The sequence below is a fragment of the Shouchella sp. JSM 1781072 genome (assembly GCF_041949915.1).
Lineage (GTDB): Bacteria > Bacillota > Bacilli > Bacillales > Bacillaceae_D > Shouchella.
In genome coordinates this window covers 257,765-282,229 of sequence record NZ_JBHFQE010000002.1, presented here as the reverse complement: position 1 = coordinate 282,229, position 24,465 = coordinate 257,765, and the positions used below count along the sequence as shown (strand labels likewise).

General features: G+C 40.5%; 30 protein-coding genes, 1 pseudogene, 1 riboswitch and 1 other annotated feature. Of the genes and pseudogenes, 17 read left to right on the top strand and 14 right to left on the bottom strand.

Translation table 11 applies throughout. The features are described 5' to 3' along the window. Positions 1-24: 24 nt before the first annotated feature. Together ACE1TH_RS10775 and ACE1TH_RS10770 are read right to left on the bottom strand one after the other, a co-directional pair. A complete protein-coding gene (locus ACE1TH_RS10775) occupies positions 25-1,194 on the bottom strand; it encodes an iron-containing alcohol dehydrogenase (RefSeq protein WP_375078941.1) in 1,170 nt (389 codons plus the stop codon). Between the two features lie 11 nt (positions 1,195-1,205). Next, positions 1,206-2,474 (bottom strand): MFS transporter, encoded by a 1,269-nt coding sequence (locus ACE1TH_RS10770; RefSeq protein WP_375078940.1) that lies wholly within the window; start codon positions 2,472-2,474, stop codon positions 1,206-1,208. A 251-nt stretch (positions 2,475-2,725) separates the two neighbouring features. Next, positions 2,726-2,828: riboswitch (TPP riboswitch) on the top strand. Between the two features lie 71 nt (positions 2,829-2,899). Between ACE1TH_RS10770 and ACE1TH_RS10765 the strand changes: the two genes are divergently transcribed. Then, a complete protein-coding gene (locus ACE1TH_RS10765) occupies positions 2,900-4,174 on the top strand; it encodes an acetylornithine deacetylase (RefSeq protein ID WP_255224690.1) in 1,275 nt (424 codons plus the stop codon). Between the two features lie 12 nt (positions 4,175-4,186). Here the strand turns inward: ACE1TH_RS10765 and ACE1TH_RS10760 are convergent, their stop codons facing one another. Next, entirely contained in the window at positions 4,187-4,690 is a 504-nt protein-coding gene (locus ACE1TH_RS10760) for a cupin domain-containing protein (RefSeq protein WP_255224691.1), read from the bottom strand. A 153-nt stretch (positions 4,691-4,843) separates the two neighbouring features. Here ACE1TH_RS10760 and ACE1TH_RS10755 point away from each other — a divergent pair, with 153 nt between their 5' ends. Next, positions 4,844-5,023: a PspC domain-containing protein gene (locus ACE1TH_RS10755; protein ID WP_255224692.1), complete on the top strand. Its 180-nt coding sequence runs from the start codon at positions 4,844-4,846 to the stop codon at positions 5,021-5,023. 15 nt (positions 5,024-5,038) lie between these two features. Here the strand turns inward: ACE1TH_RS10755 and ACE1TH_RS10750 are convergent, their stop codons facing one another. From ACE1TH_RS10750 to ACE1TH_RS10735, 4 genes are read right to left on the bottom strand one after another with little or no spacing between them, the layout of a single operon-like run. Further along, the gene (locus ACE1TH_RS10750) at positions 5,039-5,299 is read right to left on the bottom strand and encodes a YciI family protein (protein WP_099302437.1); all 261 of its coding nucleotides are present in this window, start codon (positions 5,297-5,299) and stop codon (positions 5,039-5,041) included. A 19-nt stretch (positions 5,300-5,318) separates the two neighbouring features. Beyond that, positions 5,319-5,939 (bottom strand): class I SAM-dependent methyltransferase, encoded by a 621-nt coding sequence (locus ACE1TH_RS10745; RefSeq protein WP_255224693.1) that lies wholly within the window; start codon positions 5,937-5,939, stop codon positions 5,319-5,321. 24 nt (positions 5,940-5,963) lie between these two features. Then, a complete protein-coding gene (locus ACE1TH_RS10740) occupies positions 5,964-6,431 on the bottom strand; it encodes an HIT family protein (RefSeq protein ID WP_255224694.1) in 468 nt (155 codons plus the stop codon). Positions 6,432-6,447: 16 nt separating this feature from the next. After that, positions 6,448-7,161: a hypothetical protein gene (locus ACE1TH_RS10735; protein WP_099302434.1), complete on the bottom strand. Its 714-nt coding sequence runs from the start codon at positions 7,159-7,161 to the stop codon at positions 6,448-6,450. A gap of 169 nt (positions 7,162-7,330) precedes the next feature. Between ACE1TH_RS10735 and ACE1TH_RS10730 the strand changes: the two genes are divergently transcribed. The 7 genes from ACE1TH_RS10730 to ACE1TH_RS10700 all read left to right on the top strand — a co-directional run bounded on the left by ACE1TH_RS10730 (position 7,331) and on the right by ACE1TH_RS10700 (position 12,948). Further along, positions 7,331-7,927 (top strand): hypothetical protein, encoded by a 597-nt coding sequence (locus ACE1TH_RS10730; protein WP_099302433.1) that lies wholly within the window; start codon positions 7,331-7,333, stop codon positions 7,925-7,927. A 15-nt stretch (positions 7,928-7,942) separates the two neighbouring features. Then, positions 7,943-8,743 carry an SDR family oxidoreductase gene (locus ACE1TH_RS10725; protein ID WP_255224695.1) on the top strand — a complete coding sequence of 267 codons (801 nt, stop codon included), beginning with the start codon at positions 7,943-7,945 and terminating at the stop codon, positions 8,741-8,743. A 96-nt stretch (positions 8,744-8,839) separates the two neighbouring features. Next, positions 8,840-9,046, top strand: a complete 207-nt coding sequence (locus ACE1TH_RS10720; RefSeq protein ID WP_099302431.1) for a hypothetical protein — start codon at positions 8,840-8,842, stop codon at positions 9,044-9,046. Positions 9,047-9,146: 100 nt separating this feature from the next. Next, positions 9,147-10,205 carry a tetraprenyl-beta-curcumene synthase family protein gene (locus tag ACE1TH_RS10715; protein WP_099302430.1) on the top strand — a complete coding sequence of 353 codons (1,059 nt, stop codon included), beginning with the start codon at positions 9,147-9,149 and terminating at the stop codon, positions 10,203-10,205. Positions 10,206-10,260: 55 nt separating this feature from the next. Beyond that, positions 10,261-10,740, top strand: a complete 480-nt coding sequence (locus ACE1TH_RS10710) for a GNAT family N-acetyltransferase (protein ID WP_099302429.1) — start codon at positions 10,261-10,263, stop codon at positions 10,738-10,740. Positions 10,741-10,744: 4 nt separating this feature from the next. After that, positions 10,745-11,635, top strand: coding sequence for an aminoglycoside 6-adenylyltransferase (locus ACE1TH_RS10705; protein WP_306345952.1), 891 nt, complete (start codon positions 10,745-10,747; stop codon positions 11,633-11,635). Positions 11,636-11,730: 95 nt separating this feature from the next. Continuing rightward, complete coding sequence (locus ACE1TH_RS10700; protein WP_375078939.1) at positions 11,731-12,948, top strand: MFS transporter; 1,218 nt, start codon at positions 11,731-11,733, stop codon at positions 12,946-12,948. Positions 12,949-12,967: 19 nt separating this feature from the next. Here the strand turns inward: ACE1TH_RS10700 and ACE1TH_RS10695 are convergent. From ACE1TH_RS10695 to metG, 3 genes and pseudogenes are all read right to left on the bottom strand, one after another. Continuing rightward, a pseudogene (locus tag ACE1TH_RS10695) lies at positions 12,968-13,355 on the bottom strand (RidA family protein). A 118-nt stretch (positions 13,356-13,473) separates the two neighbouring features. Then, the gene (locus tag ACE1TH_RS10690; RefSeq protein ID WP_099302426.1) at positions 13,474-14,232 is read right to left on the bottom strand and encodes a class I SAM-dependent methyltransferase; all 759 of its coding nucleotides are present in this window, start codon (positions 14,230-14,232) and stop codon (positions 13,474-13,476) included. A gap of 372 nt (positions 14,233-14,604) precedes the next feature. Further along, positions 14,605-16,254, bottom strand: a complete 1,650-nt coding sequence (gene metG, locus ACE1TH_RS10685) for a methionine--tRNA ligase (RefSeq protein WP_099302425.1) — start codon at positions 16,252-16,254, stop codon at positions 14,605-14,607. Between the two features lie 44 nt (positions 16,255-16,298). Beyond that, positions 16,299-16,559, bottom strand: a binding site (T-box leader). A gap of 73 nt (positions 16,560-16,632) precedes the next feature. On the opposite strand from metG, the gene ACE1TH_RS10680 reads away from it, so the two are divergent. Together ACE1TH_RS10680 and ACE1TH_RS10675 are read left to right on the top strand one after the other, a co-directional pair. Then, positions 16,633-17,577: a helix-turn-helix transcriptional regulator gene (locus tag ACE1TH_RS10680; protein WP_099302424.1), complete on the top strand. Its 945-nt coding sequence runs from the start codon at positions 16,633-16,635 to the stop codon at positions 17,575-17,577. Positions 17,578-17,638: 61 nt separating this feature from the next. Further along, positions 17,639-18,127, top strand: coding sequence for a DinB family protein (locus tag ACE1TH_RS10675; RefSeq protein ID WP_099302423.1), 489 nt, complete (start codon positions 17,639-17,641; stop codon positions 18,125-18,127). A gap of 36 nt (positions 18,128-18,163) precedes the next feature. Here the strand turns inward: ACE1TH_RS10675 and ACE1TH_RS10670 are convergent, their stop codons facing one another. Together ACE1TH_RS10670 and fosB are read right to left on the bottom strand one after the other, a co-directional pair. Further along, the gene (locus ACE1TH_RS10670; protein WP_375078938.1) at positions 18,164-18,541 is read right to left on the bottom strand and encodes a hypothetical protein; all 378 of its coding nucleotides are present in this window, start codon (positions 18,539-18,541) and stop codon (positions 18,164-18,166) included. Between the two features lie 3 nt (positions 18,542-18,544). After that, a complete protein-coding gene (gene fosB, locus ACE1TH_RS10665; RefSeq protein ID WP_375079282.1) occupies positions 18,545-18,961 on the bottom strand; it encodes a metallothiol transferase FosB in 417 nt (138 codons plus the stop codon). Positions 18,962-19,151: 190 nt separating this feature from the next. Here fosB and ACE1TH_RS10660 point away from each other — a divergent pair, with 190 nt between their 5' ends. Continuing rightward, entirely contained in the window at positions 19,152-19,571 is a 420-nt protein-coding gene (locus ACE1TH_RS10660) for an Rrf2 family transcriptional regulator (protein ID WP_099302418.1), read from the top strand. Between the two features lie 64 nt (positions 19,572-19,635). Beyond that, on the top strand, positions 19,636-20,529 hold the full coding sequence (locus ACE1TH_RS10655; RefSeq protein ID WP_375078937.1) for an NAD(P)/FAD-dependent oxidoreductase: 894 nt from the start codon (positions 19,636-19,638) through the stop codon (positions 20,527-20,529). A 61-nt stretch (positions 20,530-20,590) separates the two neighbouring features. On the opposite strand, the gene ACE1TH_RS10650 is transcribed toward ACE1TH_RS10655, so the two are convergent. Both ACE1TH_RS10650 and ACE1TH_RS10645 read right to left on the bottom strand, forming a co-directional pair. After that, positions 20,591-20,908 carry an AzlD domain-containing protein gene (locus tag ACE1TH_RS10650; RefSeq protein WP_255224703.1) on the bottom strand — a complete coding sequence of 106 codons (318 nt, stop codon included), beginning with the start codon at positions 20,906-20,908 and terminating at the stop codon, positions 20,591-20,593. Next, on the bottom strand, positions 20,901-21,590 hold the full coding sequence (locus tag ACE1TH_RS10645) for an AzlC family ABC transporter permease (RefSeq protein ID WP_255224704.1): 690 nt from the start codon (positions 21,588-21,590) through the stop codon (positions 20,901-20,903). Before ACE1TH_RS10645 ends, ACE1TH_RS10650 begins: the two co-directional genes overlap by 8 nt. Positions 21,591-21,689: 99 nt before the next feature. Between ACE1TH_RS10645 and ACE1TH_RS10640 the strand changes: the two genes are divergently transcribed. The 4 genes from ACE1TH_RS10640 (at position 21,690) to ACE1TH_RS10625 (ending at position 24,436) form a co-directional block, all read left to right on the top strand. Next, complete coding sequence (locus ACE1TH_RS10640) at positions 21,690-22,247, top strand: helix-turn-helix domain-containing protein (RefSeq protein ID WP_255224705.1); 558 nt, start codon at positions 21,690-21,692, stop codon at positions 22,245-22,247. A gap of 112 nt (positions 22,248-22,359) precedes the next feature. After that, on the top strand, positions 22,360-22,932 hold the full coding sequence (locus ACE1TH_RS10635; RefSeq protein WP_255225340.1) for an LOG family protein: 573 nt from the start codon (positions 22,360-22,362) through the stop codon (positions 22,930-22,932). Further along, positions 22,917-23,702: an alpha/beta fold hydrolase gene (locus ACE1TH_RS10630; protein WP_375078936.1), complete on the top strand. Its 786-nt coding sequence runs from the start codon at positions 22,917-22,919 to the stop codon at positions 23,700-23,702. The genes ACE1TH_RS10635 and ACE1TH_RS10630 overlap by 16 nt, the downstream gene beginning before the upstream one ends. Further along, positions 23,699-24,436, top strand: coding sequence for a hypothetical protein (locus tag ACE1TH_RS10625; protein WP_375078935.1), 738 nt, complete (start codon positions 23,699-23,701; stop codon positions 24,434-24,436). Before ACE1TH_RS10630 ends, ACE1TH_RS10625 begins: the two co-directional genes overlap by 4 nt. The last annotated feature ends 29 nt before the right edge of the window (positions 24,437-24,465 follow it).

Sequence of the window (24,465 nt, the reverse complement as noted above, 5' to 3'; positions counted from 1 at the left end):
TGTTCACCTTTCTTTCAAAAAATTTCACTTGTTCATCTGTTTATATAAAGCGAGTAGTTGATCTTGGCTTGTTTGTCTTGGGTTCGTAAACCGATTCATGTCTTGAAACGCTTCAACCGCTAGCGCTTCCCACTCCGTTTCTTGGACGTTGTAAGTCGATAAGGTTGGAATTTCTAGGTCTAGGCGTAACTGACGAACGGCTTCAACAGCACGTTCTGCAGCAGCGATTGTTGAAAGACCCGTTACGTTTTCATCAAGTGCAGCCGCAATCTCTTTAAAGCGATCAGGGCAAGCTCTCAGGTTAAACATCATCACCTCAGGCAACGCAATGGCATTTGCAACACCATGTGGAATCCCGATCCTACCACCAAGGGCGTGGGCAAGGGCGTGAGCATTCCCGAGACCTACATTTTGAAATGCAATCCCTGCTAAAAGACTACCAGCCATCGTTTGTTCGCGAGCCAGTGCATTTGTTCCTTGAGAAACAGCCTGACGAAGAGATGCGCTTAATAAACGAATCGCTTGTAGTAAAATCGCATCAGTTAAAGGAGCTTTTCCATTCAAGGAATGAATGGATGTGTATCCTTCAATTGCATGGGTCAGAGCGTCCATCCCAGTCGCCGCAGTTAAATGTGGAGGTAAGCCATGAAGCAATAACGGATCGACCAAAGCAAGATCTGGGAACATAAAAGGACTGCCGATGCTTGCTTTACGCTTCTTCGTTTCGTCAGTAATAACGCTCCACATTGTCACTTCACTACCTGTGCCTGAAGTTGTAGGAATGACAAGTAATGGAAGCCCAGGTTTTGAAAAAGACCGCGTAGACTCATACTCTAAAATGTCTCCATCGTGCATAGAAAGAACGGAGGCGGCTTTAGCTGTGTCAATGACACTTCCACCACCTAAGGCTATAATTGCATCACAACCATTTTGGTTTATCTGATCCACAACCGTATGCACAACGGTAGAAGGTGGATTTGGAGGGATATCGCTAAAGAGTTTAAATGCGATGTTACTGTTTTCTAACACTTTTGAGATCGCCTTAACTAAACCTGATTCAATGAGACCGTTATCGGTAAGCAGAAGTGGCTTTTGTAAGCCTCGTTTTGTAAGTTCTTCTGCTAGTAATTGTGAAGAACCGCTTCCAAACGTAATCGCTGTTTTTGATAAAAATTGAAAGTCAACCTGTGACATGAAAAGACCTCCTAAGAACTGTGTTTAATTGAATTTTCTTCGTCAATTGCTTGATTTTTTTCCATGTATTTACGTCCGTATTCAGGTAGAAACAAAGTGAGGATACCAAAGATAAAAGGAGCTAAACAACAAATTGCCATCGCGCTGTAAAGCGTCATGATTTCACTCAACTGGCCAACAATAATGGACCCTAACGCTGCACCTAGAGTAATCGCTGTCAATACAATGCTTGTGCTTGCCGCAACCGTTTTAGAATGTAAACCTGGAATACGATAGAGAATCGTATAGGCTAGTGGAACAAAAGCGTATGCGCCATATCCACAAATGGCAGCGGCAATTGCTAAAATGACTAAATTTGATGTTTGCAACAAAATGAAATACGAGACAGGAAGAATAAATCCCCAAATCCAAATCAAAGGCTTATCATAACCGATTGATTTTGCCAAATAAGGAGAAGTTAATGACGCAATAGCGGAAAAAATAGGGATAAGCCCTAGAATAAAGCCAGTCTGACCAATCGTTAAGCCTAATGTGTCCGTTGCATGTGAAGGCCAAAATGTAAAAGCCGCTACCCAGATTAATGTGGTTGTTGGCCATGCAAAGGCTAGTAGCCAAACTGTTTTTAATTTCATTGCTTGAAGGATAGGATTTTTAGCTACTGTTGACTGTGACGCAACGTTCGTATTTGATGTCATTTCTTTTTTGTCGCGATAAAAGATCGGCCATAAAATAGCGAGAACGAGTACGAGACTACCTAATACGATTGCCGTCATGCGCCAGCCTCCAAAAAAAGCAAGGATGTAGACGATTGCCATCGTGCCAAGAGTTTGACCGATAGGCTGTAAGAAATTTTCGATTCCATTAATTTCTGTTAATCGAGTTTGAGGTACCCACTTCACTTTGACCACAACGACGGCACCTAAAATACTGACCATAATACTTTTGAATAGAATCATACTTGTCAGCATGGTGAACGTGTTTTGTGCGAGCCCAAACAAAAGAAGACCACTTCCACCAAGAAAAATCATGCCCATTATGCTATAGCGTGGATCAAGCTTTGTTGCTAGTGCCACAATAGGAATCGTAAGTAAACCAGCAATCAACTGTGAGATTCCAGCCAAATTACCAGCTGTATCATAGCCGAACTGAAGATCACTCATGATATCGGGCAAGACCATGCCGTAAGAAAAGCTTACCGTTTGCGCTAGCATCACCGTTATCCAAACCATTCCAAGTAATCCCCAGCCTCTTTTCTCGATGCTAGTCGTAACCTTGTTCATTTAATGGCCTCCTTTTATAAAAGCGCTTACAATTATTTATATACAGTTTACTGTACGTAAATTATACTGTCAACCAATAGCGTGAAAACTCAATCAGCTCAATTAGTGATAAAATGAATTACGTTTAAATGATGCTACCTTTCATTTTGCGTATGATCTTTTTCAACTGTTTATGAAGAATACCATTTCTTTAAGTTTTAAATTTTTTTTGCAGTTTGATACACTAAACATAACAACAATAAATTGAATAAAAACACCACTAGGGGTGCGCTAAGCTGAGAGAGACAAGGATGTCTTAACCCTTATGAACCTGATCTAGATGATACTAGCGGAGGGAAGTGGTTGAATCAGATGCGTCGTTTAATCGTTCAACACTTCTTTTCCTAAAAAAAGAGGTGTTTTTTATTTTTGAGGAGGAAAAGGGTATGGAAACATTCGTTGATGACGTGCACGAGCGAAAAGATGAGTTAATCCAACTTGTGAAAGACTTGATTGAGTTTGAAACACCAGCGCCGCCAGCTCGTAATACAGCAGGAATTCAAGCGTATATTGCGAACTATTTAAACGACTTAGGGGCAACGGTTGATCAGTGGGACGTTTATGAAGGGGATCCGAATGTAGTTGGCACATTAAAAGGATCGCACTCAGATACCTTTCACAGTTTGATTTTGAATGGTCACGTAGATGTCGCTTCTGTTGATAAGGATGAGGTGTGGAAGACGTCCCCTTTTTCTGCCGAGGTTATGGATGGAACGATTTACGGTCGTGGTGCTGCAGACATGAAAGGTGGTCTTGCTGCTTGTTTGTTTGCACTAAAACTTGCATCTGATTATGGTTTGAAGTTAAAGGGAGATGTCTTTTTACAGTCGGTTATCGGAGAAGAAGTGGGGGAAGCAGGGACGAAGCAATGTTGTGAGCGTGGCTATCAAGCAGACTATGCGATCGTCGCGGACACAAGTCACTGTGCCATTCAAGGTCAGGGCGGCGTCATTACAGGCTGGATTACAATTAAAAGTCCGACCACGCACCATGACGGCACGAGAAGACAAATGGTCCATGCAGGAGGAGGCGTGCATGGAGCAAGCGCAATTGAAAAAATGACAAAAATGATTACGGCTTTGCAAGAGTTAGAACGACACTGGGCTATTACAAAATCGTATCCTGGATTCCCCTCAGGAACCAACACGATTAATCCAGCCGTTATTGAAGGCGGACGGCATCCTGCTTTTGTAGCGGATGAATGCCGTTTATGGATAACGGTTCATTTTTACCCTGATGAAACGGTTGAAGAAGTCACAAAACAAATCGAAAACCATCTTCTTGCTGTTGCACAGGGAGATATATGGCTTCGAGATCATCCACCGCTGTTTGAATGGGGAGGCGAATCTATGATTGTTGATCGTGGCGAGGTGTTTCCTGCGTTTTCGGTTGATCAAGAACACGCTGCATTCTCGATGGTTACGGAAGCACACGAAGCGTTTTTTGGAGCACGACCAGATGTGGAAATGTCTCAAACGGTCACGGATGGAGGTTGGCTAGCCTCTTACGGTATCCCAACGATTCTTTATGGACCAGGGAAATTAGAACATGCGCATGCTGTGAATGAGCAATTAAATATTGAGGAGCTCATGAATTATACGCAGTCGTTGCTTCGTTTTATGATTAGCTGGTGCAACACGCCAAAAAGTAGCGCAGATTAATGCGCTACTTTCTTACCACAAGGTGGAGAGCGGTCCGTGTTCGCCAAAGACAGGATCATGACTTGGTTTCGGGACTTCTGTAATTTTTTGAATATGTTTTTCTTTCTCTGCAGGGTCACCTGTACATAAATCATATGGAACGCCTTCAGGATACGCGCCGATAACAGCAAATGACTCGCTACCATCAATAAATTTATGGCCGGTTCCTGCTGGTAAGATTAACACATCGCCGACACCAACTTCGAGCTGCTCGCCAGACACACCCCCAACTTGTAACGTTGCTTCACCTTCGACCACAACTAATACTTCATGGGCGTTGCTATGGTAGTGATGATAGTCAAAAATGCCACCACGCCAAGAGTTATACCAGTGATTTTCTTTTAAAATTTGTTCAATGCTATCTTCATTTTCAAATACCGCTTGATAATGCACAAATGGATAGCTCGGATGGTTTGGAACCCGCCCATCATCATTAAAATAATGTTGCTTCACCGTAACTTGATTTAAATCTCGCATCTGAAAAGCCTCCCATTTCCCTTTTATTATCTATACCACCCTAATGAGAGCGCAAACATAAAACAATCGACAGGAATGAGAATAAAGTTGTTTACGAAACGAGAAAGCGGGTAAAGAATTCCAAATAAATCCAAATCATTAGAGGTGTGAAGAATGAAGCGAAAACTAATGAAAGCTGAACAAGATCGCGTAATCAGTGGCGTTTGCGGGGGAATTGCAGACCATTTGGGGATCCCATCCCTCGCTGTCCGCTTGATTTTTCTTGTTATCCCCGCTAACGTTTTAATTTATGTGATCTTGGCAATGTATTTAGAGACAAATCCGGTTATCTAAGGGGAGGATGAAAATTTACAATACCAAATCCCATTCATGAATCTCAAAATCTCTTGCTCGTTCGACGACGTAAGGATCATTTTGCACAAGCTCTAGTAATTCTTCGAAAGTATTCGTTTGATAGATGACGAGCCCTCCTGTTCCGTCGATAAAGCGGCCGTTGGCAAAGATTTTTCCGTCTGCCTTTTTCTCCTGAAGGTATGCGACGTGAGCTTCACGATAGTCTTCGCTTTTCTGTTCATCTAGCATCGGTAAAAGTACGGCATAATAAGTCATAGGTCACTTCTCCTTATGATTAGATTTCGATTTTTCGTAAAATGACAGATTGAAAGGTTAGTTCGCCCCCAATTACGTGTTTAGGTACGACGGTAAATGATTCAATGGAAAAATGTGCAGTTAACAATGTTTGAAGGGCGTCATCTTCATAGAAAGAGAAAAATCGTTTTGGCTCGTAAACATCATCTTCCCAAATGCCTTCAGAATTCTTCCCGCCATATACACCTAAGTAAAACAGCCCGCCTGGTTGTAGCACGCGCTTTAGTTCAATTAAAACATCTTCCAGTTCAGCTTTTGGCACATGAAGTAAGCAGTTGAGTGCATAAATGGCGTCAAAATGGTTTGAAGGGAAGGTTAAGTCATAAAAGCTCATTTCTGCGGCTTCTAATCCTTTTTCCTTACATAAGGTAATCATTTCTGGTGATAGGTCAGTACTAAACGTTTTTAATCCATTTTCTTTAAAATAAAGGCTGTCATTTCCCGGACCTGCGCCAATTTCTAGAAGGGTCACTTTTTCTTCTTCCTGCACTAGTTTTAGAAAATGATTTCTTTCTTTCATCTTCCACGTCTCTGTTATTGCTTCATTTCGTTGATTGGCTTGTTTGTTATAAGCGTCTATTAGCAGCTTTTGGTTATCCAAATTTCATCCCCCATTATGGCAATGTTACATGTATGCAGCTTTCATTTTTTCTTCCAGCTTTTTCGTTAACTTGTCTCTTAGTGTACCGTGAGTCGCTTCTTGAAACTGTTCCTGTTCGTTCGTCCATTTTTCTTGTGGGTATTGCCAAACGGGATGAGGAATTCGTTCTGCTGGTTCCCAATCGTATCGCGGGAAAAGATGTGCATGTAAATACGTATCAGTATTGCCATAGATGGAGTAATTCACGCGTAGGGGCTGGCATACTTCAAGAATGGCATCACCGATTAAACTCATATCTAGAAGATAGTCGCTACGTAAAGCTAGTGGCATCTTCTCAAGGGAAGGCCATTTTTCCGCCGGTAACAAAACGCAATAGCCAGGCAAAAACTGTGTGTCACCGATAACTGCAAATCCGCTGCGCATGTTGACCATCACCATCGGATTTTGATTGGTTTGTGCTGCTTTGATTCGATCTTGCTTCCAATTGTGCATGTTTGTTTCACTCCTTTTATTTACTATGAATAAAGTGAAAGGCGATGTATGCAGCAAAAAGGATGTATGAATATTCTGTAGCCAAATCACGATTTAATTCCAACTGGTAGGTATAGCTTTTTTGATAGAATCCCTTTCCGATTTGTTGAGTACCATCTTTTATTTGCAGGTCTTGACCAATGAGTGCGGTTTCAAACACAAACGTACGTGCATAGTAGTCTACATACATTTGATTACGGGTATGTTTTAAACTAGATAATGCTTTTTCAAGACATATCAAGCCAACTGGTTGATTATTTTCAAGGATTTCCCATTGTAAGGTTTTGCCTTTCTTGCGCTCTTTAATGGTAATCGTTTGATTGTGATCAAAAGCGAATTGTAGTTGTAAATGCCAAGCGCCTTGATTTTTTACAATTGTTTCAATAAATTGATGCAGCCGTTTTTTATAAAATCGATGAAACGAACCGATTTGTTGTCCGTTAAAATAAAGTGGTCGTGTGTTTGTGGTAACACGGTCAAACAAACGGACAGAAAAGCCATCATGATTCTGCGCAGGCACATAGTGTTTATCTTTTCGGTATTGCTGATAGATGAAGCGATTTAATCCAACAGCAAAAATGAGAAAAAGAAGCGTCGCGATAACCGCGGATCGCTCAATCTCTCCAACAAATAGATAACGAAGCGGTATGGCAATTAATCCAATTGCAAAAAAGGTATAAAGAATATTCATCGTAATCTACCATTCCTTCTAGTATAAGCGATTATTTTCTAAATAAATAGTTTAAAACAAGAGTCATTTTTAAGAAAGCCCTCTTAAGTCTAAAGAAGGATGAGGGAAGATTCAATTCAATCGTAAAAGTAAGAATTGTAAATGTTATAATCAATTGGGAGGGATGGATATGGCTGATTCAAACCATGATGGTCATGACGAAAAAATAGAAATAATTGATCGAGAAATTTGTGCATTGATACAAAAGCGGAAACACGTGTCGAACGAGCAACCGACTTCTCCGTCGCCTGAAAAGCTAAACGAATGGGCACATACATATGGGCTTGAAAAGGAAATGTTGAATGCTTTATTTAGTACGATTGAGAGTGAAGGTGATTTTAAACCGGTCGTCAAGCCGAAAGGGTATCTCGGAACGGTTCCACTGTCATTTATGTATGAAGAGAATGAGGTCATCTATAGCTTAACGGCCATTCAATCTTATAAAAACGCTTCCGTTCTCTTTTTTCAAGTAGCGAGTAATCCACAAAAGCAGAATTTACAAGAACCGATGCGGGCATTTGAGCTTACGATTAAGGGAACAACATCATACGTGACACAACTGACCGAGGGTAGCGGTGGGGACGCAATGTTCAACTATCGTTTTGTCATTAGTCCAGCCATTAAGGAAGATGTCACGATCTCGGTCTCTGAAAGATTTGGTGAAGGGGAGTGCGTGACGCCGTTTGAATGGAAGGTCGACAAACAAGCGTTGATCAAGAATGAGTAAATAGGGGGATATCAATTGCTACAAAGAGAAACTTTGCCATTAAAACATAAAACAATTCTTATTACGGGAGTGAGCCGGAGAAAAGGAATTGGCTATGCGATCGCACGTCAATGTGCCGCTTTTGGGGCGTCCATCATTACGCAACATTATCAAGCGCATGATGAACAACAAGACTGGGGCGCTGATTCTTTAGAAGACGTATCGGCGGGAATCGAAGCTGAATTAATTGAAGGCGCAACGCATACGCATTATTCGGAAAATTTTGAAGAAGAGCAGGCGCCAGCAACCCTTTTTCAAGCGATCGCAGAGCAAGATGCAGTCGTAGATGCACTGGTCTGTAATCATGCTATGAGCGGAAATGATGGCACATTGATGGAAATGAATGCGTTGTCACTTTCGCGGCATTACACCGTCAACACGCAATCAAGCTTGCTCCTTGCTCAACAATACGTGAAACAATTTAACAGCAAAACTGGCAGAGGAAAAGTCATTTTTATGACGTCAGGACAGGAACTTGGTCCGATGCGCGGCGAAATTGCGTATGCCGCTGCAAAAGGTGCACTTGCTTCGTTGACTGAAACGATTGCAGATGAATTAGCGGTTCACGGTGTGAATGTGAATACGGTCAATCCTGGTCCAGTTGATACGGGCTATATGACGGATGATTTATGGCAATCGCTAAAGCCGAAATTTCCATTTGGTAGAATGGGTGAAGGGGAAGATCCTGCACGTTTAATTGCGTGGTTGTTAACAGATGAAGCCAATTGGATTACAGGGCAAGTGATTAATACGGAAGGGGGCTTTCGCAGAGGGTGAAAGTCCTCTTTTTTATGAATATTTTATAAAAAATTTAGAATTTAGAGACAGTTAATCGTTTATAATAGAAATAATAACTAGGAAAAGGGGTAGGGTATGAGCAATAACGTTCTATGGTATGGGCGCTGTTTGTTTGTGACAGGTGCACTCTTATTTGGATTGCTTCAAATTGCTTTTGCAATTGGTATTCATGACGAACCTTTTTTAATAGGGGCGATGGTTGGGTATTACGCCAGTATCCTCTTATTTGTCGTCGGACTTATCATTATGCTAGCGGAGATGTTTAAAAGTGAAAGTGAGTAATTCTTACAACCTCGTGGCAATTGAGGATATCATTTAGTATTTTTTCATTTTGATGCTACAATATAGGGAAATTGGAGTTGTGAAGCTGGAGGAATTTTGTATGCAATCTGTCCCAACAAATGCAATAAAAGTCGTATCAAGAGCGAAGAAGGAAACGATTCCTCAAGCCCATGAAGAGTTACGCCACTGGAAAAGTGAAGCATTAAAAATAACGGATGATGAAATTAGAGAACAAGCGGCTTGGACCGTAAGCGACAAGACGTTCCACGCAGAAGGCGGCAGCATTATTGGTCTGCTTTCTGGCGCGAATAAAGACCGCTATATTCAATTTATGGTTGGCTATCAGTCAATCTGTGATTATTTAGATACGCTTTGTGATAAAAATGATAGCCATAATCCAGACGATTTTCGATCTATTCATGATGCGCTTTTAGATACATTGGAACCGGAAAAGGATTTTAGCAACTACTATCAATACCGTCCTGGTTTTAATGATGATGGCTATTTACAAAAGCTTGTCACACGTTGTCGTGAAGCCGTAACGTTGTTCCCAGGCTTTGAGGTGATGAAAGCCGATATGAAGGAAGTTGCACAATACTATATTGATTTCCAAGTGTATAAGCATGTGGAAGAAGAAAAGCGTGAGCCGTTGTTGAAGAAATTTTATGAAGACAATCAGCATCTTGTGCCAGGTATGCGTTGGTACGAGTTTGCTTGTGGTGCGGCTTCAACGCTTGCATTATATACGCTTGCGGCTTACGCGGCGGCGTCTGAGCGAACAAAAGAAGAGTCGAAGCATATTAAAGAAGCGTATTTTCCGTGGGTTCAAGGCTTGCATATTATGCTTGATTATTTCATCGATCAAGAGGAAGACCGCTTGGAAAATGAAATGAACTTTGCTGCGTACTACGAATCCAAGGAAGATATGATGGACCGCTTCCGCTTTTTAGATGAGCAAGCAAATGAAAAGCTTAAGGGACTTCCGGATGAAAAATTCCATATGCTTTTGAAAAAAGGGCTTTATGCGCTTTACCTTTCTGATGGAAAAGTGGCAAATAATCCTGAGTTGAAAAAGGATGCGAAAGAAATTATTAAACTAGGTGGGAAGTCAGCCGCATTTTTCTTCCAAAATCGCTGGATGTTTAAGCGCGCTATTTAAATTCACGCACCTCGTAGAGATTAAAGCGAGGTGCTTTTTTATGGAGTTGAAAAGAATGAATATTAATGAAATTAATGAGTCAAACCGACAACGGGCGAAAGAATTTTTTGTTCAGCATTGGGGTTCTCCGATTATGGTCATTGCTAGCGGTACGTACAACTGTAGTGAACTTGAAGGGTATATGGCAACAGATGAATCGGGACAAACGATTGGGTTAATTACGTACATGGATCGGGAGCAGCGTTTTGAAATCCTCTCCTTAGATAGCGTGGTTGAGAAAAGAGGAGTTGGAACAGCGCTAATGGTAGCAGTAGAAACACTTGCCAAGCAAAAGGGAGCAAAAGCCATTCACCTTGTCACAACAAACGATAATCTTCATGCATTAGGTTTTTACCAAAAGCGGGGCTACGTGCTTTACAAACTACATAAAGATGCCGTTAAAAAAGCACGCCTCATTAAACCGGAAATTCCTTTTGTTGCAGAAAATCAAATTCCGATCCGTGATGAAATTGAATGTGTCAAATACATCGTATAAGGGAGTGTCCGCGTTGCGAACGGAAACAGAAATGTTCGATTTGATTCTAACAAAAGCGGCAGAAGATGACCGTATTCTGGCAGTCTATATGAACGGATCGAGGACAAACCCTCATGCACCAAAAGACCTTTTTCAAGATTATGACATTGTCTACGTCGTCAACGAAACGGCACCGTTTGTTACAGATCACGCGTGGATCGACTATTTTGGTGAACGACTTATGATTCAAGAACCTGATAAGAATGATGCTGCGGTAGGGAAACCAGTAAATATCCATAAATCGTATACGTATTTAATGCTGTTCACTGACGGAAACCGCATTGATTTACACGTGGAGACGGTAGCTTCTATGCAAGAGGGTTATAAATCAGATTCTTTAACCGTTCCGCTGCTTGATAAAGCGGGTATACTGCCTGCAATTGCGCCAGCGTCAGATCAAGATTATCGAGTGAAAAAACCGACGGAGGCTGAATTTTTAAACAATTGCAATGAATTTTGGTGGTGTTTACAAAACGTAGCGAAAGGTATTTGGCGCGATGAACTTCCTTATGCAAAAGAAATGTTTGAGCAGGTTGTTCGAGTGCCATTAAACGAAATGGTTTCTTGGTGGATTGGACATAATCATGATTTCCAAGTTTCGACTGGTAAAATGGGGAAATATTTTAAAGATAGTTTACCAGAAAAAATGTGGCTGCAGTACGAGCAGACGTATAGTGGGCCTAATGTTAAAGCGTTTTGGACATCTATTTTTGCAGCAATATCTTTGTTTAGTGCTTTAGCGAAGGAATTAGCGAAAGAGTTCCAATATACGTATCATCAATGTGAAGAAGATAATATGTTGCTGTATGTACGACATGTACAAGCCTTGCCAGCTGACGCTAAAACGATTTTTTGAGCATCTCCTACGAGGTGCTTTTTGTATTGTGTTGGTGTGAAGATAGGGATACAATATTCTAAATACATAGAATAGGGGAGATGATTTTTGAAAAGATGAATTCAAGGTCGAAGGTTGTTGCAATTGCACTTATAACTGCTGTCACGGTTTTAGGAGATTCCATGTTGTTTATTGTTCTACCACTTTATTGGCAGGACTTTGGTTTAACGGAAGTATGGCAAGTGGGGGTACTTTTGGCGATTAATCGATTTGTCCGCTTGCCGATCACACCGTTAGTTGGTTTGTTTTATAAAAAATATGATGTTCGTGTAGGTATTTTACTTGCGGTTTTGTTGGCCGGACTTAGTACACTGTCTTATGGCTTAGCAAATGGCTTTATTGTGCTCCTTATCATGCGGATGTGTTGGGGAATTGCGTGGTCATTCATTCGACTTGGGGGAATGCTGACGGTGGTGTCGTCTTCTGAGGATCATAACCGAGGCAAGTTAATGGGGTTATATAACGGGCTTTGGGGCTTAGGTGGTTTAACAGGAATGTTAGCAGGAGGCTTTTTTATTGATATCTTTTCCATTACAGCTGTCACAACCGTTTTTGCAATTGGCTCCTTTTTGCTTCTTCCATTTATCTATCTTCTTATTCCAAAAACAGAAGAGAAAAAAGCTGCACAAGAGGCTGCAAATAAGTTTAAAAACCTTGATTTATCTTTCCTCACTCCATATACGCGCTTAGTCATTGCAACGAGTGCGACGATGGGTTTTATCGTATTAGGCATCTTCGCATCTTCGTTAAGTACACTGATTGGTCAAAGTTACGATGAACAATGGACGCTTTTTGGAACGATTATTAGTATTACAGCATTAGCCGGAGCGATCCAAGCCTTTCGCTGGTCATGGGAACCGTTTATTGCACCTTTATTCGGACGAATGGTTGATCGGACAAAAAACAAGCACGGACTCATTCTCATTCCGCTATCTTTTAGTATCATCACGTTTTGGTTATTAGGGTATGTAGACATCATTGTTCCTTTGCTGATCGTTATTTTTGTTTTTCAGATAGCTTCGACGATGTTTGTCACCGTTACAGATACGTTAGCTGCTGGAGCGGCGGCTAAAACCGATTCTGTGAAAATGATGACCCTCCATACCATTATGGTTGATTTAGGAGCTGCATTTGGACCATTGCTGTCATTCTTTATTCTGTTTTGGTTTGATTTAAACATGGTGTTTTACGTATCGAGTATGATTATGACCGTTCTAGCTGTTGCATGGTTACTATACGGTATAAAACAGAAGAAACCCATGAGTAGAGCTTGATACTCATGGGTTTTTTTTATTATTCATGTATCGGTTGGGCAGCCCAAGCGTCAATTTCTACTTTAAAAGGGGGAGCAGCCAAAGCAACAACATACATCATGGTGGTACAAGGGAGATGTTCGCCTAGAAATTGATTTATGACTTCACGTCGAGACTCGCTATTAAATTCGCCTACTAAATAAAAAACGAGTTTCGTTAAATCTTCTACGCCCATGCTCGCTTCTTCTAGATTCAACTTAACATTTTCTAATGCTAGTTTAAGCTGATCGATAGGTTCTTCAGGTACGGAACCGTCTAAAGCCTTGCCCTGATAACGTTAACCACCTACACGGTTCTGCGATTTCCATTTGATGTACGTACGGCGCAACTGGCGGATGGACAGTTTGCGGATTTCGGGTAATCTTCAACATTATTCACCTTTCATGTTTAAATTGAACACGAACTTTAGTGTTTTTTGACAGTTTATTTCCTGGGGAATTAAAAGTTTGACGATTGGTGAGATCACATCAACTCAATGAGTAACGTTTAAAGTCGAATCGCTTTAATTAAAAATCGGTGTTGAATGAAGTCAATGTAGCCACATTGTTGGATTCTCTCATGAATCTTCTTCAAAGAATGTTCATACGTTTGAACAGAGAAATCAGGTACTTGCCAAGGGATGGCGTGCAAATAATAAATAATGGCGCCAACATCATAAAAACGTTGGACCCCAACATGTTCTTGGGCGTCAACAATCTCAAGAGAGGTACCTGAGAACAGATTTAAGGATGAGCTTATATTCCAGCCCGAATACGTTTGATCGATTTCAGCGCCTAGAGCGATGTTTAAATCACGACAATCTAAGCCACCAACTTGTTGTGTTAAAAACGTTCCGCCTTTTTTTAATAGACGAGCTAGTTCCTTCACACAGAAAGAATCATGTTGATTTAAGATTAAATCAAACGTGTTCGTTGGTAAGGGGATGTGGTGATCATCTTCGAAAGAGACAACATGAACACCAAGTGGCTTTAAGCGGTTTCGAGCAATTTCTAGATTCGGTGCATATCCTTCTGTTGCGTAAGCGATTTTTGGGAAGGGCTGTAATCGTGAAAAAAACTCCCCTCCGCCAGTCCCCATATCCAGAACGGCTTCTGAATCTTTGATTAATGAAAGAGCTAGTGAACCATAGGACCACGGCAATAAACTACTGCCAAACCGTCCTAACTTAGAAAGGTGGGAAAAATCCCAGCCAGAAAAAATTTGATTTTGTTCTGATACATAATAGTCAAATAAATGATGTGTCATCGTTTCTCTTCCTCCATTCATCATTTGTCGTAAGAAAAGCTTGATGATGAAGGAGGTCCGCGAATAAAAGATGTATTGTTTTATAAAGGATGGTAGAAGGTTGGCAACGTTGTCAGCTCCTTGATTTGATTATAAATAGTATTTCAAATGAGAAAGACAATTGTCAATCTTAATTCTGAATTTTTTATTTTTTGTGTTTGCTTGAGTTGAAAAAAGAGAATAGATACTTAAAAAAGTAAGGAGGCATAAAAATGGATTCTCTTACCCTCTGGTTAATTGTGTTAGCCATTATTATCTTCTTTTCATTAGGAATGATGGCTTATACATCAGTAAAAAAATGATGAAAGGGACATACTCTTAAGCCCCTTTAAATCAATTTTCTTTTTTAGTGGCTAAATGATTCAAACGCTCAATTTCTTCATCAATGACGTCAACGTCGATTCGCTCATATAGTGGGTGGAATTGTTTTATTGGCAATCCTGATGGCTCAATTGATTTCCAGGTAAAAGAGTCAAGATGCAGTGACTCCTTGATTGCATGACTTGAGAAAGGTAAAAATGGATGGAGAAGCTGAGCATAGTTAACAATCATGTACAAACATTGGTATAACGTATACGCGCATGCGTCGGGATTCTGTTTCAATTGTGCCCAAGGTTTCCGCTCGTCAAAATATTTGTTAGCAGAGCGAATTGAAGAAAAAATGTCTTCAATAGCACTTTTAATCTCTCCTTTCTCAATTTTTTGTCCGATGGTTACGTAAAGCTGGTTAACACTATCTCTATGTTTCTGGTCAATGCTATGTTTTGGGAGCGTACCGTTAAATGATTTTTGAATAAATTTCACGGTACGTTGAACAAAATTGCCGTATGCTCCTAGTAATTCACTATTGTGACTGTAAACAAATTCACGCCACGAGAAGTCGCCATCTCGTTGTTCAGGCGCGTTAACAGTTAGGTAGTAGCGAATGGTATCAGCATGAAAACGTTGAAGAAGATCAGGTATCCATACGGCCCAATTTTTGCTCGTCGAAATTTTTTGGCGCTCAATTGTCATATATTCGTTTGATAGAATATAGGTCGGTAGACTAGAATTTTTTCTTAATCCCATTAAGATTGCCGGCCATATTAATGTGTGAAAAGGAATATTATCCTTTCCATGAACATAGTAAGAGCGAGTGTCGTTTTTCCAAAACGTTTTGTACTCTTTTCCTGTTAACTTGCCCCATTGTTTGCTAGCTGTATAGTAGCCTGCAACTGCTTCAATCCAGACATAAATTTTCTTATTGTCGGAGCCTTCAAGTGGGACAGGTACGCCGTAATCAAGGTCTCGCGTTGCCGCTCGGTCTTGCAACCCTTCATCTAGATAACGTTCTGTTAACATAACAGCATTTTCTCTCCATACATTTTGTGCTTTTGCTTCGTTCACATAAGCTCTTAGGTGGTTTTGGAAGTGAGAAAGAGTGAGATCGTATTGTTCGGTGTTTTTAACTCCGGGCTGTTGAAGACAGATTTTACAACGTCTGTTTTCCAACGTAGTCGGATCAAGCAATGTTGCACAATGGTCGCATTGATCGCCTCTAGCATCCTTTCTGCATGTTGGACAAGTGCCTTCCACATATCGATCTGGCAAAAACTGTGTGCAGTGATGACAATAGACTTGTTCAACCGATCGCTTAGTTAGATGGCCATTTTTTAATAATTGTAAGAACATTTCTTGAACGGTTTGATGATGATCTTCAAGATCCGTTCTTGTATAAAGATCATAACTAAAGCCTAAATCTGTAAAATTCTGCTTAAACTCTTCGTGGTAGCGATCGGCAATCGTTTTTGGGGAAGTCTCTTCTTGACGTGCACGAACCATAATCGGTGTCCCATTACAGTCGCTACCAGAAACGTAAAGCACTTTTTTACCTTTTTGACGAAAATATCTAGCTAATACATCCCCCGAAAGTAAACTGGCGATATGGCCAACATGTAAAGAACCATTTGCATAGGGCCAAGCGCCTCCAATAAAAATTGCCATTGTTCATCCCTCCTAAAAATAAAAAAACTCGCCCTTAGAATTCATCTAAGGACGAGTGTTATACCCGTGTTACCACCTTTGTTTACTCGTTATTCACATAACAAGCCTCAATAAGTACGGAACGTCATGACGTTCGTATACCCAGGCATTTGTAACGAGTGACTATGCTCGTCACCACCTAACAGCTTGCTCGGCGGTGCTGCTCAGAGACCATGTTCAACCAATTGTTCTTTGCTTCTTTTCAGCACCCGAAGCTCTCTGTCTAAAGACGTTGATTGGTTTACTTTCCTCATCATCGCGTTTTGTGTATATTGTTTCTTATCATAGCAGGAAGTAAGATAAAAGCAAGTAGAATTTTCAGAAGAAAAGGGTGAACTGATGTCGAAATCAGCTCGATTGATCGAAATGATGCTTTATATTAATGAACGAACGAAATTTACGGCTACGGAACTATCCGAACATTTTCAAGTTTCGTATCGGACGATCTTAAGAGATTTAGAAGAATTGAGTACGTTAGGTGTTCCTTTTTATTCTGAAGTTGGACACGGAGGGGGATACTATCGAATCTCCGAAAAAATGCTCCCACCGTTATTTCTAAAAGAAACAGAGGCAGTGGCACTTTATTTTTCCTTTCAATCGTTAGCATATTTTCCAGCTCTGCCTTTTAAGACAGAGACCGATTTTGCGTTAAAAAAGTTAAAGCAGCATTTTTCGAAAGAAGCACAAGAAACAATTGAAAAAATGAGTGGAAGGATTGTTTTTTGGAATCCATTACGTCCTCATCCGACGCGTTACTTAGAAGAGCTTTTGCATGCCTCTACGAGCAGCACGCCTATTCAAATTACATATCAAAAAGAAGATACACAGATGGAGCGAGTAATTCAGCCGATTGGTCTTTATAGTTCCTATGGATTCTGGTACTGTCCCGCTTATTGTTTTGAGAGAAATGCAATTCGGTTGTTTCGGGCTGATCGTATTCTTGCTGTTAAAAAAAGTGAGAAAAGACCAGTAGTGCTTCCATATGAGTCGGTTCTTGATTGGTTACACCAACTGGAGGAAGAATGTGAGCACCCTCGTTCTTTCATAGTGGAATTAACACGAACAGGTGTGAGGAAAGCTCAATCGATATTGGACTTGGAGCGATTCATCCATGTAGCAGAGAATGGTGAAGGTCGAATTCAAGCAATCGTTCCGCTTCAGGAAGTTCGATATTTTACTGACTTGATTTGGAATTTAGGTTCGGAGGCGACGATAAAAGAACCGCAAGAAGCGATTGACTTGATACAAGAGAAATTGCAAAAGCTATGGGGAAATTATCAGTAAGGTGACAGTTTTTGTCACGGTAACCATTTATACTTGAAAGTAAAGAAAGGAGTTGGCCAATATGAATGCAGTCCAATCGATAAAAGAAACGGCGTTACACGAGCTTGAAGTAGGGTTTCGTTCAATTGAAGGGTTACTTAAAAAACTGAAGAAGGGGGATTTACCCTATCGACCTGCTGAAAACATGCGTAGTATAAAAGAGTTAATCGCGCACCTCATCGCCATTCCAGAAGTTGATTTAGCTATCATGCAAGAACATCCCGCAGATCATATTCGAGCACTAGAACAAAAGTACGAAGCGTTAGCCACTGCTGAAGATAAGGTGAAACAGATGTATAGTGGGTTTGAGCAATATAAGGCGTATGTGATCTCTTTGTCTGATCAAGATTTTTTGACGAAAAAAACAGCCCCTTTTTACTTGGAAACGGGCTCAACCCAAATTCAATGGCTAATGGAAGTAGTCACACATGTATTCCATCATCGTGCCCAACTGTTTACCTACATGAAACAAAGCGGCTATGACATAGATATGTTTGATTTGTACGTGTGAACGTGAAAAAGAGGGCGATGATGCAGCGCTGCCCTCTTAAAGTTGCTGTTGAATTTCATTTGCGAGAAACCATTTGTCATGATCGCGACTCCAATTCTCTACTGTGAAAAGACGACTTATCTGCTCCCCATTTTTCTCCACAATTAATTCATAAAAAACAACGGCTTCATTGTCGTTCTTCATTCGAATCAGACGATTATTAAATCGTTTCTTTGCACCTCTTAATTCATTGACAGACTGCTGCATACCAATTAAAGCTTCCTCTTTCGTGAAAAACAATGGTTTTTCACTTGGTTCATAGAAAAAAGTAACAAAGTACGAGTCTGTCATCCTCTCCAATTTACTAGTATTACCTGTCTGCATGGCATCATGCCAATCCAAAATAAATTGATTATGCACTTGTTCAAGTTTCATTGATTAATAAAATGTCAAATGACTTTTTTCTGTGCGATAGTAATCGAGTCGATCTTGTAAGGTTCCAGTGTGGTACTCAAATTTGTGCCCGTCTGGGTCGGTAAAGTAAATCGACTGTTTGTCTTTTTTGTCTCGGGTTCTTCCGCTAAGAATGTTAACATTTAACGCTTCCAGCTTCCTCCACGTATTTTCGTATTCTTCATCCTTTATAGAGAGAGCAATGTGGGTATAGGATTGGCCAATCTCGTTTCGAGGAATGCTTTCCTCTACGTTAAGCGCAAGCCAGATGCCATCTAAATCGAAATAAGCTAGTTTTTCTCCTTTTACGAGGAGGGTTGCGCCTAGCGCTTGTTCATAAAACCGAATGGACTTTCCTAAATTCGAAACAGAAAAGGTTATGTGGTTAATGGCCAATCGAATCACTCCAAGCTAATAGATTTTAAAACAATTCTCTTTTTTGTATAATGAAAACAGAACTTTTAGATATCTTTTCTTAATCTTAGTATGCAAGCGTGAAAGTTTCAAATGAAAAAATTGACGAGCTTCTTTACGCATGCTACACTCAATTAAAGATATAAGAGGTCTGTAATAACGTCTGTAGGTGATGAACATGAAATATTCAAAAGCGACAAACTATGCGCTGCATACGATGGTCTTTTTAACTACGGTAGAAAAAGGGCGCTCAACAGGCGTGGACGTCTTAGCGAAAAAACAAGATGTGTCACCAACGTATTTGTCTAAAATCTTAACGAAGCTTGTAAAAGCAGGGTTAGTGGATTCAACACCAGGGGCAAATGGTGGGTATAGTGTAGCGCCTCATCGAAAAAGCATCTCATTTTTAGATGTTATTCATGCGATTGAAGGCCAAACGGTCATGTTTCGCTGTTCATCTGAGCATGATGATGCGGAACAGAGTCATGATTGTCTAATTGAACAAGCGATGACAAACGCCGAAGACCGGTTAAAAAAAGAGCTAAGTGAAACGTACATTGAAGAGATTGCTATGAAAATGACTGCTGTCAAAGAGTAGTCATCCTCTTTTTATTGTTATTACAGACATAATGAATCTATAATATCTAAGAAAGGGTGTTGACATGATAGACGCAGTAATTATTGGTGGAGGACCTGGCGGATTAAGTGCGGCTCTCGTATTGGGAAGAGCCAAGCGTGAGGTTATTTTGTTTGATGAAGATCAACCACGGAACCAAGTAACGGCACACTCGCACGGCTTTATTACACAAGATGGAGTGAGCCCGGTGACGTTTAAAGAAAACGCGCTTGCAGACTTAAAAAAATATCCGGGTATTCAGGTTGAGAACCAGCGAGTAACAAGCGTTAAAAAAGAAGGAAATGTCTTTGTTGTTGAAGCAGAAGATAAAATGGTGAAAGCACGTAAAGTTTTACTTGCGACTGGCTTGAAAGATGGTTTACCTGAGGTTAAAGGGGTTCATTCATTTTATGGGAAAAGTCTATTTCCTTGTCCATTTTGTGATGGCTGGGAACTTCGTGATCAACCGTTGCTTGTACTTGCAGAGAGTGATCATGCATATATGTTCACGAAAATAATCTCGAACTGGAGTAAAGATTTAGTGCTTGCTACGAACGGCAAGAACCTTTTAACAGCTGAACAAGAGAGAGAGCTGATATCGAGAGGGATTCGAGTGATGGATGAAAAAGTCGAGTCTCTAATTGGTGAAGAAGGAAAATTGACGAGCATCCGTTTTGAAACTGGTGTTGAATTGGAGCGTGTTGGAGGATTTGTTACCAGTCAATTGCAGCAAGCTTCTTCGTTAGCGGATCAGCTTGATTGTAAAAAGAACGACCAAGGTGGATATGAAGTCGATGAGTCTGGTCAGTCTAGTGTTGAAGGGGTCTATGTCGCAGGAGATATGACCATGAATCAAGCACAGCAAATCGTTCTAGCTGCAGCGAATGGAAGTATGGCTGCAAGTCGAATGGTTGCCGTACTTGCATTTGAAGATTTTTAAACGAGACCCCCGTCATGTAACGACGGGGGTATTGTTTGATTTTAGATTATTGCCGCTTTTCTTAGAAAAATGTGCGCGTTAGGACTCCAGCTAGTACTCCAATCACTACTGAGAGAAAAAACCGTTTGGAGAAATAAAAAATAAGTCCTGTACATAAACAAACGAGTAAAGTTGGGTAAGAGATCAGAGTAGATGAGGTCTTTTCAATCGTCAACACTTGTTTCATCAATAATGTTGTGAGAATGGCAACGGGTACATACTGAAAATAAAGTTCCGCTGTACGGTTTAGTTTAATGTTGCCTAACAAGTTCAATCCAATAAAACGAATGGAAAACACAATAATGGCTAATAGGCCAATTAATAACCACTGATCAGTCATCGCGTACAACCTTTCTTTTGATTTGAATACCTACAAGTGGTGCAATCAAAGCGGAAATGATAATGGTTAAGCTGTTTCCTGGATAAAGCCATTCTAGAGATAATGTAATGATGATGGCTACTGCTACCGTAACCCACGCTGCAATATGCGTTAACGCAGGCATAAGCAAAGCAGTAAAAGCAGCAGGAAAGGCAAGATCTAAGCCAAATCTCAAAGGATCAATTTGATCCCCTACCCACACACCTAAAAAAGAAGAGATTACCCAAGCAATATAAAACAACAGCGTCACAGTAAAGAAATAAGGAAGGTCGGTTCCTTTAGTAGCAAACCGAGCCTTCGCAAGAAAATAAGGTTCATCGGAAACACCGAAAACACTAAGAAATCGCCATTTTTTACTCATGCCACCAAGGTCTTTGGATAAATCCATTCCATACAAAAAGTCACGTAAATTTAAGAGAAAAGCAGCGAATAAGATAGCTGGAACAGTTGCACCAGCCACATACATTGCTACGGCAACGAGCTGAACGGAACCAGCAAATAAAAGAAGTGACATCACGGTAGCAGCTATAACTGAAAAATCGGCTTGATTGGCAAGGATTCCATAGGAAACACCGTATGAAGCGATTGCAATGGCGACAGGTAAACCATCAGCGAGCGCCTCTTTTAATGAACGATTAACCATGACTTCTCCTCTCGATGTATTGTATACTAAACAATATGTATATTTAAATTGACTTTATTGTATATTATAATAAACTTTCTGTAAATTAAAATAGTTGAGGTGAGTACGATCGAAGGAAATGTTACTCGACAAATTGGCGAACGAGTTCGGACATTACGTCATGGAAAAGGTTATAGTCTTGAAGGTTTTGCAAAGTCTATTGATATAAGTAAGCTGACGTTACTAAAAATAGAGAAAGGTGAAGGGAATCCGACACTGTCTGTTGTTTGGAAGATCGCAAATGGTCTTTCAGTGCCTGTTTCCTCACTCTTAATGATTGAAGAAGATGTTGAAGTAGTGAGAAAGCAACAATCAATCGAATTGGCTAGTCAAGATAAGAGCTTTGTAGTGGAGCCTTTGTTCCAAAAAAAACATTACGAACTATATCGAGGTTATTTGCAGCCCGGTGCTGTCTATCAATCTGAGGCACACGCCCAAGGTGTAAGTGAAAGTATTACCGTAATGGAAGGTGAATTGGAGGTACAGATAAAAGAAAAACGGTACCACTTGATGCAACATGATGCCATTCGTTTCCGTGGGGATCAACCACATGTTTACGAGAATCCTACAAGTGAATTAACGGCGATTCATTTTGTGATTTCGTACGAAGGTTGGTAGCCTAAGCGTTCTTTGCAACATTTTTATTTAAAAACAGGGGAACGAAGAAAACTGTCGAAACGTTATTTAGGTAGGAATGAGAGTATTTAGACAGAGAGGATTTTCAAAGATGATAAAATCATTAGCTGTTTTTTGTGGATCTAGTAGTGGAGTAAACCCTATTTATATCGAAGAGTCGAAGCGTCTGGGGGAATTACTTGCTGACCAGAAGCGAACGCTCGTTTATGGTGGTGCGCAAGTAGGATGCATGGGAGCGATCGCCGATCAAGTGTTAGAAAAAGGTGGTCACGTCTTAGGCGTCATTCCGAAAAAATTAAAGCGAGTTGAAGTGGCGCACAACCATTTGGATGAGCTTTATGTTGTTGATACTATGCACGAACGTAAAGCAAAAATGGCGGAACTGGCAAATGCGTTTGTGGCGTTGCCAGGAGGTGCGGGAACTTTGGAGGAATGGTTTGAGGTGTTTACTTGGGCACAGCTTGGTTATCATCAGAAACCTTGTGCTATTTTAAATGTAAATGGCTTTTATGATCCGCTTTTATCAATGATTGATCATACAATTGAGCAAGGGTTTATGAATCCTGCCTATAAAAAGATGATTCTTGTTGCCTCAAGCCCTGAAGACCTTTTGCGAAAATTAGATGACTATCAGCCGACCTATCTATCAAAGTGGAGCGAATCGTGAGCGCAAGGCTCTCGTTTCAAGAAACAGGTAATAAGGACAGCCCCCTCCTCTTCTTTATTCATGGTGGAGGGGTGAGTCGATGGATGTGGCAAAAGCAAGTTGATTACTTTACTACGTATCACTGCATTGCTGTGGATTTGCCTGAACATGGCCAGAGTAGAGAGGCTGGGAATTTTTCAATCGAGCAGAGTGCAAAGCAATGCTTTTCCTTAATAGAGGAAAAGGCAGCCAATAAAGCTGTTCATCTTATTGGGTTCTCACTCGGGGCCCAAGTTGCGATTGAAATGTTATGTCAGCATTCTATTCGAATCACTTCTGCAATGATTAACAGTGCCCTTGTGAGTCCGTCATCATTATTAAACCGGAGTGTAGCCTATACTGCTCAATTCGCGCTCCCTCTGGCAAAGTGGGAAAGGTTCGCTAAAGCACAAGCAAAAATGTTGTCCATACCAGAAGACCAATTTCAAATTTATTTTCACGAATCGAAACAGATGCGAGCACAGACATTTGCTCGTGTGATGAAAGAAAATTCATCCTTTTTTATCCCACCGTCTTTTCGCAGTGTATCGACGAGAATGCTCGCAACCGTCGGTGAAAAAGAATCTCGTCTCATGCGTAAATCACTACTTGACTTGACCTATGCAAATGAACACTGTCAGAACCTTACGATAAAAGGGTATGGTCACGGCTATAGCCTTGCTAACCCAAAGGCTTTTAATAAACTTCTTCAACGGTGGGTTGAAAAAGAAGAATGGTGGGATGACAATTGAGACACATCATCGCAACAGAAACAGCTGATCAGTGGAAGAAACAAATGAAAATGAAAGAGCAGCTTGAAGATGAATTTAATCTTTTTTGTGAAAAAGTGAACGATGCGTTTTTTATTGTTGAAAAACCGAATACAATCATTTGGACGCCTGCAAAACATGTCATGAATACATTTTCGACAGTACCAGTTCCAGCTTTTACGAGAGAAAATCAAATCTATCTTACTGGTGATCTTTCAGAGTGGTCGAGTTATTTTCTGCAACTTTTAACAAAACCCCCTCAAACCAATGTAAAGCAGTATTTTGAGCGTTTTAATCGAAAAAGTTTGTTGACGATAGTAGGGCATGAATGGATGCACCATTCGAATTTATTTGTTGATGATTTTGACGATGGAAGAGAAGATGAGATATGGTTTGAAGAAGGAATGTGTGATTATATCGCGCGAAAGTGCCTATTAACGGAAGCCGAGTTTGAAGAAGTTGTAGATGTTGAACAAACACTCGTACATCAATATGCAGAAGAGTTTCCTTTTTTTACAATTGATCAATTTGGGCAAACAACGTATGCAGAATCGACGACGAAGGTTATGTACGCATATTGGAAGAGTTTTTTAGCTATCAAAGATATTTTAGAATCAGGTAATTATCTTCATATTCTTGATGTGTTTAACCGGTATCAAGACTGGCATAAACAAGGAAGAGCAGGAAAACTCTTCGATTACTTAATGGCAAAATAAAGAAAAGCACATCCTCTTTCTAAATGAGG